Source organism: Pseudomonas spirodelae, from assembly GCF_034653255.1.
Classification (GTDB): domain Bacteria; phylum Pseudomonadota; class Gammaproteobacteria; order Pseudomonadales; family Pseudomonadaceae; genus Aquipseudomonas; species Aquipseudomonas spirodelae.
In genome coordinates, this window is record NZ_JAYEET010000035.1 from 49,738 (window position 1) to 61,464 (window position 11,727).

11 protein-coding genes are annotated in these 11,727 nt (G+C 58.0%); 4 read left to right on the top strand and 7 right to left on the bottom strand.

From position 1 onward, the window contains the following. The first annotated feature begins 81 nt into the window (after positions 1-81). Genes SOP97_RS10365 through SOP97_RS10380 form a run of 4 tightly spaced genes read left to right on the top strand, consistent with a single transcriptional unit; the run spans position 82 to position 4,031 of the window. Positions 82-3,087, top strand: a complete 3,006-nt coding sequence (locus SOP97_RS10365) for a DUF748 domain-containing protein (protein WP_274086195.1) — start codon at positions 82-84, stop codon at positions 3,085-3,087. 11 nt (positions 3,088-3,098) lie between these two features. Continuing rightward, positions 3,099-3,395: a DUF2845 domain-containing protein gene (locus tag SOP97_RS10370; RefSeq protein ID WP_274086196.1), complete on the top strand. Its 297-nt coding sequence runs from the start codon at positions 3,099-3,101 to the stop codon at positions 3,393-3,395. A 3-nt stretch (positions 3,396-3,398) separates the two neighbouring features. Continuing rightward, the gene (locus tag SOP97_RS10375) at positions 3,399-3,698 is read left to right on the top strand and encodes a DUF2845 domain-containing protein (RefSeq protein ID WP_274086197.1); all 300 of its coding nucleotides are present in this window, start codon (positions 3,399-3,401) and stop codon (positions 3,696-3,698) included. 42 nt (positions 3,699-3,740) lie between these two features. Further along, entirely contained in the window at positions 3,741-4,031 is a 291-nt protein-coding gene (locus SOP97_RS10380; protein ID WP_274086198.1) for a DUF2845 domain-containing protein, read from the top strand. 63 nt (positions 4,032-4,094) lie between these two features. Here the strand turns inward: SOP97_RS10380 and SOP97_RS10385 are convergent, their stop codons facing one another. From SOP97_RS10385 to infB, 7 genes are all read right to left on the bottom strand, one after another. Further along, positions 4,095-4,292 carry a CsbD family protein gene (locus SOP97_RS10385; RefSeq protein ID WP_274086199.1) on the bottom strand — a complete coding sequence of 66 codons (198 nt, stop codon included), beginning with the start codon at positions 4,290-4,292 and terminating at the stop codon, positions 4,095-4,097. Positions 4,293-4,351: 59 nt separating this feature from the next. Continuing rightward, positions 4,352-4,720 carry a BON domain-containing protein gene (locus SOP97_RS10390; protein ID WP_274086200.1) on the bottom strand — a complete coding sequence of 123 codons (369 nt, stop codon included), beginning with the start codon at positions 4,718-4,720 and terminating at the stop codon, positions 4,352-4,354. A gap of 264 nt (positions 4,721-4,984) precedes the next feature. Beyond that, positions 4,985-7,090: a polyribonucleotide nucleotidyltransferase gene (gene pnp, locus SOP97_RS10395; RefSeq protein WP_274086201.1), complete on the bottom strand. Its 2,106-nt coding sequence runs from the start codon at positions 7,088-7,090 to the stop codon at positions 4,985-4,987. A 214-nt stretch (positions 7,091-7,304) separates the two neighbouring features. Continuing rightward, complete coding sequence (rpsO, locus tag SOP97_RS10400; protein ID WP_322949173.1) at positions 7,305-7,574, bottom strand: 30S ribosomal protein S15; 270 nt, start codon at positions 7,572-7,574, stop codon at positions 7,305-7,307. A 204-nt stretch (positions 7,575-7,778) separates the two neighbouring features. Beyond that, the gene (gene truB, locus SOP97_RS10405; RefSeq protein ID WP_322949174.1) at positions 7,779-8,699 is read right to left on the bottom strand and encodes a tRNA pseudouridine(55) synthase TruB; all 921 of its coding nucleotides are present in this window, start codon (positions 8,697-8,699) and stop codon (positions 7,779-7,781) included. 4 nt (positions 8,700-8,703) lie between these two features. Further along, positions 8,704-9,111, bottom strand: coding sequence for a 30S ribosome-binding factor RbfA (gene rbfA / locus SOP97_RS10410; RefSeq protein WP_274086203.1), 408 nt, complete (start codon positions 9,109-9,111; stop codon positions 8,704-8,706). A 108-nt stretch (positions 9,112-9,219) separates the two neighbouring features. Beyond that, complete coding sequence (gene infB / locus SOP97_RS10415) at positions 9,220-11,709, bottom strand: translation initiation factor IF-2 (RefSeq protein WP_274086204.1); 2,490 nt, start codon at positions 11,707-11,709, stop codon at positions 9,220-9,222. Positions 11,710-11,727 lie beyond the last annotated feature (18 nt).

An 11,727-nucleotide genomic window follows, 5' to 3' on the forward strand; every position in this document is an offset into this window, starting at 1 on the left:
AATCACCCGCAGCGGCTCTGCGGAACTGTGTACGCGTGCCATACTCCAAGGCACTTCTTCGTCGGGATAGATGACGTTTTTATGCTTAAAGGAATAAAGCGCGCCGCCAGCGCCATTGCTATCGCTGTTGCCCTCTACAGCCTGCTGGGCTTTTTGATTCTGCCCGGCATCGGCCTGCGCATCGCCAATCAACAACTGGCCCAATACGCCACCGTGCCCGCCTCCTTGCAACGTCTGCAGCTCAACCCCTTCAGCCTGGAGCTCAGCCTCTGGGGGCTGCAAATTGGTGAAGCTGAACAGCAGCAGATCGCCTTCGAACGCCTGTATGCCAACCTGCAACTCGACAGCCTATGGGGCGGTGTGTTGCACCTGGCCGACATCGAGTTGGACAAACCGCACAGTGAAGTGCTGTTCGGCAAGGATGGCAGGCTTAACCTGACGCAACTGTTTAACGTCCCGCCTAGCACCGAGCCAGCGGTCGAGGAGCCCGCTGGCGAGCCGTTTCCGCTGCGCATTTCGCGGATCAAGCTGAGCGGCGGCAACGTACATTTTCAGGACCTGCGCCCCAGCGAGCAGATCGAGTTTATTTACGACGATCTCAATTTCGAATTGCACAACCTCAGTACCCTGCCTGACGACAATGCCGACATGAGCCTGGTCGCCACGGGCCCTACCGGCGGACGGATCGACTGGACCGGGCGTATCAGCCTGGTACCGATCAGCTCCAGCGGCAGCCTTAAAGTGACTGACGGCAAGCTGAAAGCCATCTGGCCCTACGTGCGCGATGCGGTGCCACTGGTCTTAGAGGACGGCACCGTCAACCTGAGCAGCGACTACAGCCTGAACCTGGCTGAAGGCACCGAACTGCTGTTGAGCAACACCCAGCTCAGCGTCAACAGCTTTGCTATCAAAAGCCCGGCAGACAAAGCGTTGCTGCGCCTGCAAAGCCTGGATATCAGCGAAACCAGCGTAGACCTGGCCAAGCAACAGGTCATCGTCGGCAAGATTCGTAGCCAACAGCTGGAAACCTGGGCCGCACGCGAGGCCGATGGCCAACTCGACTGGCAGAAGCTGCTGGCCAGCCAACCCGCCAAACAGGCTCCAGCTCCAGCTCCAGCTCCAGCTCCAAATAAAGGTGGCGCCGGCTCTGCGGCAACAGTAGCCGAGCCGCTAAAAGAGCCAACCGAACCGACCACCGCAGAGCAATCCGCCGACCTGGAAACCGCCACTGCAGGCCAACCGGAAGAGCCCAGCAAACCCTGGCAAGTGATCCTGCGTGACGTGCAATTGCGCGACTATCAGGTGCATCTGGCGGACCGCGCCGGCGGTGCTGAAGTCAAAATCGACCTCGCCCCGCTTAATCTCGACCTGAACGACTTCGACAACCTGGGCACTTCCCCCTTCACTCTCAAGCTCGACACCGGGGTGAACAAAACCGGGCTGATCAAGGCCAACGGTCAGGTGCAACTGAGCCCGACCACTGCCAATCTAAACGTGCTTACCCAGGACATTGATCTGCGCCTGGCGCAAACCTACCTGAGCCCTTTTGTGCACCTGGAGCTGCGTAGCGGCAAACTAGGCAGCGAACTGGCCGTTGACCTGCAGAGTGTCGAGCCACTGGCCTTCAGCATTACTGGGCATGCCGAGATCAAACAACTGCACACCCTCGACACCCTGAAAAATCGCGACTTCCTCAAATGGCAGCAGGTACAGGTCGAAGGGCTCGATTACCAGCATGGCCAAGGTTTGGCGATCAGCCAGATCAAACTGCAGCAGCCCTATGTACGCTTTATCATTAACGAAGACCTGACCACCAATATTAATGACCTCATGGTGCCCCAACCCGCCAGCGCCGAACCGCGCAAAGCCCCGACGGAAAAGCCGCTGCCTATCCGCATTGGCGGCATCAGCATCAAGGAGGGTTCGGCCAACTTTGCCGACTTTAGCCTGCGCCCGAACTTCGCCACGGCGATTGGCCAACTTAACGGCCAGATCGGCACGCTGGATAACCAAAGCGCGAAATCCGCCAGCGTCGACATCAAGGGCAAGGTCGATAAGTACGCCCCTGTCAGCATCAAAGGCAAGCTGACCCCGTTCGACCCGCTGAACAGCCTGGATATTGCCACCAGCTTCAAAAACGTCGAGCTCACTACCTTGACGCCCTACTCCGGTAAATTCGCCGGCTACCGCATCCGCAAGGGCCGTCTTAACCTTGACCTGCACTACCAGATCGAAAAGGGTCAGCTCAACGCCGAGAACAAGCTGCTGCTGGAAGACCTGCAACTGGGCGAGAAAGTCGACAGCAAGGACGCCACGGACCTACCGATTCGCCTGGCTGTGGCTCTGCTCAAGGACACCCAGGGCAATATCGAGATCCAGCTGCCCGTTCAAGGCAACCTCAACAGTCCCGAATTCAGCGTGATGCCAATCGTCTGGCAAACACTGCGTAATCTGGTGCTGCGTGCAGCGCAGGCTCCGTTCAAGTTTATTGGCGGGCTGGTCAGCGGCGGCAGCGAGGTCGACCTCAGCACCGTGCGCTTCAATGCAGGGGAAAGCCAACTCGACAGCACGGCACAGAACGCACTAGACACCCTGGCCAGCGCCCTGAAAGAGCGCCCCACCCTGCGCCTGGAGGTCGAAGGCATGAGCGCCCAGAGCAGCGATGGCCCACCGCTTGCGGTTGCACGCCTGGAGCGCGAATACCAGAGCACTTGGTACAAGATACTGCAGCGCCGTGGCGATAATGTACCCGCCGATGCCAGCGAGCTGGTAGTCGATGAAGACGACAAGGCGGTGCTGCTCGAAGGCATCTACCGTGCGCGCCTCAAGCAGCAGCCACCGGCAGAATGGGCCAAGCTGAGTGACGAAGAACGCACCGCGCAGATGCGCGCCGGCGTACTGCAATCTTGGGCACAGAGCTCGCTGCTACTGCGCCAGTTGGCCCAAGCCCGCGCGGCAGAAATAAAAAACTATCTGGTTGAGCGTGGCGGCCTGAGCGCTGAACGCATTTACCTGCTGGATGTCAGTATTACCCAGGCCAATGCCGATGGCAGTGTGGCCAGCGCTCTGCACCTCGGCAGCGAATAGGCCTGTTGTCTATGCGCACACTGACGTCAACGCTGTTACTTGCCCTGCTGGGCGCTGCGTTTATGGCCCAGGCCGAAACCCTGCGCTGCGGTAGCCAGTTGGTGAGCCTGGGTGATCGCCGCTTTGAAGTGCTGCAGAAATGCGGCGAGCCGGCGTTCCGTGACCTAGTGGGCTATTCCCTCGGCCCAAACGAGCGCCGCGAGTACCCGATCGAGGAATGGGTCTACGGCCCGAGTAACGGCATGCTTAGCATTCTTACTTTCGAGGGCACGCGCCTGCGCGCCATCGAACGCCGTCGAAGCCGCTAATAGATGAAACCCCTGATCAGCGCCCTGCTATTACTTGTGTCCATCTGTGCACAGGCCTCATCGACCCTGCGTTGCGATAACGGGCTGGTCAGCCTCGATGACACCACCAGCGAAGTCAGCAGTAAATGCGGCGAACCACTGAGCCGTGACTTTCTCGGCTACCGTGAAGTGCTGGATGAATACGGTTTCTACAATGAAGTCGCGGTCGAAGAGTGGTCATACGGGCCACGCAACGGCATGTACCAATTTCTGCGTTTTCAAGGGAATCGATTGATCAAGATCGACAGCAAACGCCGTAACTAGCAACACCCTACCCTCCCACACCCACGATAAGGACATTGCGCCATGCAACGGATAGCACTCAGCCTCACCCTGCTCGCTCTAGCAACCGGCGCCCAGGCCAGCACCCTGCGCTGTGAGAAGGGCATCGCCAGTACCGGCGACCGCACCACAGAGGTCGCTAGCAAATGTGGCGAGCCGATTGCCCGCGACATGCTGGGTTACACCCTGGATGCCCACGGCAATAACGAGTTTCTCGTCGAGGAGTGGGTCTATGGCCCACGTAACGGCATGAACTACTACCTGCGATTCGAAGGCGGACGACTGAAGAGCGTGGAGAGCAAACGCGGCAGCTAAGCCCTGCCACGCAGCCACTAAAAAGCCCCGCTGGTTGCGCCAGCGGGGCTTTTTTACGCCTTATTACAGCTTACTGCTGAAGTCGCGCAGCTCATCCTGAGCCTTTTCCTTGCTCCAGCCGTAGCGCTCTTGCAGCTTGCCGGCCAGGTACTCGCTATGACCTTCGGCTACATCCAGATCATCATCGGTCAGGTTGCCCCAACGCTCCTTCATGCGGCCATTGAGTTGCTTCCACTTACCTTTAATCACGTCAGAATTCATTGCTCAATCCTCGATGGTTTTAACGGGGTTATTGCACCAGCCCACGCGAAGCTTGGGGTTTAATCGGCCGTTTTTAAGGCTTCGGCTGCCACAGCGGTTACACCCTTGATTTCTTTAGCCTTGGCCACGGCAAGGTCGCGCTCAGCATCACTGGCAACAACACCCGACAGGGTGACCACACCTTTGTTGGTTTCAACGCTGATATCGATGCCACTCAGCTCATTGTCCGCCAGAAAGGTCGACTTCACTTTGCTGGTGATCCAGGTATCGGTAACGGCATCTTCAGTGGCGTTCATGGCCTCGCTCGCGGCCAGCATGGTCGGCTGCACCGCCGTGCGGGTGTCAGCAAGAACCGGCCCGGCCAATAACAGGCTCAGGGCAGTGGCGGTCATAGTGGCGCTGGCGACGTGCTTGATTGGCTGCTTCATGGATAGTGCTCCTGCATAAGTAAAAAGACCTGCAACCTTCATTGGTTGCGGTTACATAAGTACTGTTGCAGGCGGCATGCCAGCTTTTAAAATATTATTTTAACTATATATATCAATAGCTTAGATATAGTTAAAGCCATCCCTTGTCGTGCATTTTGCATGCCCAGGCGTATGACCCCATGCACTGTGCATGACCTGCCCTGAAGTTTTTCATAGGCGAAAAAAAGGACCCCGAAGGGTCCTTTTTAAACAGCGCGGGAGCGATTAAGCCTCCGACACCTTGGCAGCAGCAACGTCCTTGATGGACAGCTTGATGCGGCCGCGGTTGTCGACGTCCAGTACCAGCACTTCGACTTCCTGACCTTCTTTAAGAATGTCGGTCACTTTCTCTACACGCGCATCGCTGAGCATGGAGATATGCACCAGACCGTCTTTACCCGGCAGGATGTTAACAAAGGCACCGAAGTCGACGATGCGCTCAACCTTACCGATGTAGATCTTGCCGATTTCAGCCTCAGCGGTGATACCCAGAACGCGCTGACGTGCAGCTTCTGCAGCTTCCTTGGTTTCGCCGAAGATTTTGATCGAGCCGTCGTCTTCGATATCGATCGAGGCCTTGGTCTCTTCGCAGATGGCACGGATGGTCGCGCCACCTTTGCCGATCACGTCGCGAATCTTGTCTTGGTCAATCTTCATCGCGATCATGGTCGGTGCATTAGCCGACAGCTCAGTACGCGACTGGGCAATGACCTGGTTCATCTGGCCGAGGATATTCAGGCGCGCTTCCAGGGCTTGGCCCAGAGCGATTTCCATGATTTCTTCGGTGATGCCCTGGATCTTGATGTCCATCTGCAGTGCAGTAACGCCATTGGCGGTACCGGCAACCTTGAAGTCCATGTCGCCCAGGTGATCTTCGTCACCGAGGATGTCGGTCAGAACGGCGAACTTCTCGCCTTCCTTAACCAGACCCATGGCGATACCAGCAACCGGCGCTTTCATCGGTACACCAGCGTCCATCAGGGCCAGGGAAGCGCCGCAGACGGAAGCCATCGAGGAAGAACCGTTCGACTCGGTGATTTCCGAGACCACGCGAATGGTGTACGGGAATACGTCAGCAGCCGGCAGCATAGCCGCGATAGAGCGACGAGCCAGACGACCGTGACCGATTTCGCGGCGGCCAGTGGCGCCCATGCGACCACACTCACCGACCGAGTACGGCGGGAAGTTGTAGTGCAGCATGAAGGGGTCTTTACGCTCGCCTTCGAGGGTATCGAGCAGCTGTGCGTCACGAGCGGTACCGAGGGTGGCAACCACCAGAGCCTGGGTTTCGCCACGGGTGAACAGTGCCGAACCGTGGGTTTTGTCCAGAACACCCACTTCGATGTTCAGACCACGCACAGTGCGGGTGTCACGACCGTCGATACGCGGCTTACCGTTAACGATGTTCTCGCGCACGGTGCGGTATTCGATTTCGCCAAAGATTTCTTTAACTTCACCGGCAGTCGGCTGACCTTCAACACCTGCGAACTTGGCAACGATTTCATTGCGCAGTTCACCCAGACGGGCATAACGCTCGTGCTTGACGGTGATGGTGTAAGCCTGGGAGATCGCCTCGCCAAACTCGCCGCGAATCGCGTTGAGCAGTGCGGTATTCTCAGCCTTTGGCTGCCAGTCCCAAGTCGGCTTGGCGGCTTCGGCGGCCAGCTCGGCAACGGCGTCGATGACGACCTGGAATTCGTCGTGGGCGAACAGTACAGCGCCCAGCATCTGGTCTTCGGTCAGCTCTTTAGCTTCCGATTCAACCATCAGTACGGCGTCTTTGGTACCGGCTACGACCATGTCCAAGCTCGAGGCCTTAAGCTGCTCGTAGTTCGGGTTAAGCAGGTAGCCGGTTTCCGGGTGGAAAGCTACGCGCGCAGCACCGATTGGGCCGTTGAACGGGATGCCGGAGATGGCCAACGCAGCCGAAGTACCGATCATCGCAGCGATGTCCGGATCGGTCTTTTTGCTGGTGGAGATCACGGTGCAGATAACCTGCACTTCATTCTGGAAACCTTCTGGGAACAGCGGACGGATCGGACGGTCGATCAGACGCGAGGTCAGGGTCTCTTTCTCGGAAGGACGGGCTTCACGCTTGAAGAAACCGCCTGGAATTTTGCCGGCTGCGTAGGTTTTTTCCTGGTAGTGCACGGACAGCGGGAAAAAGCCTTTGCTCGGGTCAGCGGTCTTGGCGCCAGTTACGGCAACCAGTACGGCAACGTCGTCGTCAACGGTGACCAGCACAGCGCCGGAGGCTTGACGGGCGATACGACCAGTCTCGAGGGTAACGGTCGATTGACCGAACTGGAATTTCTTGATTACCGGGTTCACGGTGTTTTCCTTCTCTTTATTGCCCTTGGGGAAAGCGGTTCTTGCCACCGAGTGTGCGTCTTAATGAAGCACACACGGGTATTGCAGAATGAGTGGGCGGTGACGGGAATCGGACCCGTTGGCGTCCAAAAACAACTAATGCACAAACGCAAAAGCTGGAAGCAGGGGTAAACCCCACTTCCAGCTTCGGCAGTCAGCTACGCATAAGCATTGCTTAGCGACGCAGACCCAGGCGACCGATCAAAGCGGTGTAACGAGAAACTTCCTTACCTTTGAGGTAATCCAGCAGCTTACGACGCTGGTTTACCATGCGGATCAGGCCACGACGCGAGTGGTGGTCTTTACCGTTGGCTTTGAAGTGACCCTGCAGCTTGTTGATGTTGACGGTCAGCAGTGCAACTTGCACTTCTGGGCTACCAGTATCGCCTTCAGCTTGCTTGTAGTCGGCAACGATTTGAGCTTTTTCTTCAACGCTGAGTGCCATGTGGGCAATCCTCTCAGTTAGGCAACTGCCGAAACAGTCGCAATAGGCCAGGAATTACTTCCTGTGTTTTAAAGTGAGGTATGACCGCGCCTATTAACAGCCACCCTCAAAGCACGCAGACCCGAGCCGAAACCCTTGCTTGCGCTACGGCCATGCTGACCGAATCCTACGCCACAGGCCTGAGGCCCGGGCCTGCAACCAAGGCTAGGCCTTGTTTGCAATCAATCGACGCGGCGCAATACGCCCGTCTTCGCTCACTTCACCGATACCGATAAAGCGACCATTGTGATCTTGCACCCGCACCATGCCGAACTTCGGCGCTTCCGGGGCGCGTACCGGCTGCCCTTGCAGCCAGTAGAACGAACTGTGCTCGGAGAACTGCAACAGCGGCCAATGCTGCAAACCGCTGTCAGCCGGCAGCAAGAACTGATCAACCGCTTCGTTACCGCCTTCAGCATGCACGCGCTCAAGCTCTTCGAGCGTGACGGTACGGCTCAAGTCGAACGGCCCGGCTTTGGTTCTGCGCAGCTCTGCAACATGTGCACCGCAACCCAGCAAATGGCCAATGTCCTCGACCAGCGTGCGGATATAGGTGCCTTTGCTGCAATCGACCGCCAGACGCGCCTGCTCCGCCTCACAGCCCAGTAATTCCAGGCGCGCAATAGTAACAGAACGCGGCTCGCGCTCCACTACTTCACCGGCACGGGCCAGCTTGTAAAGCGGCTGGCCGTCACGCTTGAGCGCTGAGTACATCGGCGGTATCTGGCTGATTTCGCCACGAAACTGCGGCAATACCGCTTCGATATCGGCGCGACCAACGGTCACTGGACGACGCTCCAGCACGTCACCTTCGGCATCTGCGGTGGTGGTGGTCACCCCCAGCTGCATCAAGGTTTCGTAGCCTTTGTCGGCATCCAGTAGGTACTGGGAAAACTTGGTCGCCTCGCCAAAGCACAACGGCAATACGCCAGTGGCCAAAGGATCGAGACTGCCGGTGTGCCCAGCCTTCTCAGCATTCAGCAACCAACGGACCTTTTGCAGGGCCGCGTTGGAGCTAAAGCCTTTAGGCTTATCCAGAAGGATGATGCCATCGACGGCACGACGAATACGTTTCACCTGGGCCACGCGCTTACTCCTTGGCCTCAGTCGATTCGTCATCGTGCTGGCGGTCTTCGCTGACCGCACGCTCGATCAGTGCAGACAGCTGCGCACCGCGAATCACGCTTTCATCGTAATGGAAGCGCAGGTTCGGCACGCTGCGCAGCTTCATCGCACGGCCCAACTGCATGCGCAGGAAGCCACTGGCATCGTTGAGCACCTTGATGCTCTGCGCCACGGTATCGACACCTTCTTCCGGCTCGCCACCCATAACGGTGACGAACACCTTGGCGTGACTGGAGTCACGGCTGACTTCCACCGCGGTGATGGTCACCAGGCCGCCAAGACGCGGGTCTTTGACTTCCAGGCGGATCAACTGCGCCAACTCGCGCTGTATCTGGTCGCCGATGCGCTGGGCCCGGCTAAATTCTTTGGCCATTTTTACTACCTTCACTCGCCGCACTGCCCGAAAAAGCAGTGGACCTAAAAGCGGCAAACGCCCGGCCGCGCAAAAGCGGGGCCGGGCGCTGCATGTTGCGACTCGTGCTTACAAGCTACGAGCCACTTGGACTTTCTCGAACACTTCGATCTTGTCGCCGACCTTAACGTCGTTGTAGCTCTTCACGCCGATACCGCACTCCATGCCGTTACGCACTTCGGAGGCATCGTCTTTAAAGCGACGCAGGGATTCCAGCTCGCCCTCGAAGATCACCACGTCATCGCGCAGTACGCGGATCGGACGGTTACGGTAAACAGTCCCCTCGATCACCATACAACCGGCAATCGCACCGAATTTCGGCGAGCGGAACACGTCACGCACTTCCGCCACGCCCAGAATGTTCTCGCGAACATCGCTGCCGAGCATGCCTGTAAGGGCCTTCTTAACGTCTTCGATGATGTCGTAGATGACGTTGTAATAACGCATATCCAGACCTTCCTGCTCGACGATCTTGCGCGCGCCAGCATCGGCACGCACGTTGAAGCCGAACAGTACAGCATTGGAGGCCAGCGCCAGGTTGGCATCGGATTCGGTGATACCACCGACGCCGCCACCGACCACACGCACTTGCACTTCATCGTTACCCAGACCGCTGAGCGAGCCTTGCAGCGCCTCCAGCGAACCACGGACGTCAGACTTGAGGACGATATTGAGCGTCTTCTTCTCTTCCTGACCCATGTTCTCGAAGATGTTTTCCAGCTTGCCAGCGTGAGCACGAGCCAGTTTCACTTCGCGGAACTTGCCTTGACGGAACAAAGCAACTTCACGGGCTTTCTTCTCATCAGCCAGCACGCTCATGTCGTCGCCAGCTTCCGGCGTACCGTCCAGGCCGAGGATCTCGACAGGGATCGACGGGCCGGCTTCTTTAATCGCCTTACCGTTTTCATCGAGCATGGCGCGGATACGGCCGTAGTTGGAACCGATCAGCACCATATCGCCTTGGCGCAGCGTGCCGTCCTGAACCAGTACGGTCGCAACAGGGCCACGGCCCTTGTCGAGACGCGATTCAACCACAACACCACGGCCTGGAGCCGACGGTGTGGCTTTCAGCTCAAGCACTTCAGCTTGCAGCAGTACGGCTTCGAGCAGGTCATCGACGCCGGTACCGGCTTTAGCCGAGACGGAGACGAACGGTGTATCACCACCCCACTCTTCCGAGGTCACGCCGTGAACCGACAACTCGCTACGGATGCGATCAAGATCGGCGCCCGGCTTGTCAATCTTGTTCACTGCAACCACCAGAGGTACACCAGCAGCCTTAGCGTGCTGAACGGCCTCAATGGTCTGCGGCATCACGCCGTCATCGGCGGCAACCACCAGAATCACGATGTCGGTCGCTTTGGCACCACGGGCACGCATTGCGGTAAACGCGGCGTGACCCGGGGTGTCAAGGAAGGTGACCATGCCACGATCAGTTTCAACGTGGTAAGCACCGATATGCTGGGTAATGCCACCGGCTTCGCCAGCAGCAACCTTGGCACGACGAATGTAGTCGAGCAGCGAGGTCTTACCGTGGTCAACGTGACCCATGACGGTCACGACCGGCGCACGCGAAATCGCTTCACCTTCGAACTTCAACGACTCAGCCAATTGCTCTTCCAGGGCATTGTCGCTGACCAGCTTGACCTTGTGGCCCAGCTCTTCGGCGATCAACTGGGCAGTTTCCTGATCCAGAACCTGGTTGATGGTCACCGGGGTGCCCATCTTGAACATGAACTTGATAACTTCAGCAGCCTTGACCGACATCTGATTGGCGAGATCGCCAACAGTGATGGTTTCGCCGATTGCCACGTCACGTACCACTGGGCCGGTTGGGCTCTGGAAGCCATGAGCATTACGCTTCTTCAGCTTGCCCTTGCCACGACCACCACGACGGAAGCTGTCGCTTTCCTCGTCGATGGAGCGCGGAGCAACACGTGGCGCAGGAGCCTTTTCCTTAACGGTCGGACGATGCTGGGTGGTCTTACGATCACCACCGCGACGGTCTGCATCATCATTACGCGGCTTGTCTGGACGGCGTGGTTCGTCTTTCTTGCGCTCGTCTGCTGCAGGAGCAGCCACAGCAGGACGCTCAACGGCGACAGCCGGAGCGGCCTCAGTCGCGGCAGCACCGCCAGCAGGGGCAGCACGCGACGCTTCTTCTGCGGCGCGACGCTTGGCTTCTTCGTCAGCTTTGGCCTTGGCGGCTTCAGCTACCGCACGCTGTTCAGCCAGCTCACGCTGCTTTTCAGCTTCAATTTCTTCAGCGCTGCGCTTGACGAAGGTCTTCTTCTTGCGCACTTCAACGCTAATGGTCTTGCTACCGCCAGCACGCAGGGTGCTGGTGGTTTTGCGCTGCAAGGTAATCTTGCGCGGCTCTTCTGTTTTGCTGTCGCCGTGACTGCTTTTGAGGTGGGCCAACAGGGCCTGCTTCTCACTATCAGTGACCGCTTGCTCAGCGCTCATGTGCGGCAAACCAGCCTCGCGCATTTGCTGCAGCAGGCGTTCAACCGGCGTATTGACCACTTGGGCCAGTTCTTTAACCGTGACTTGCGTCATGCATTTCTCTCCTCAGGC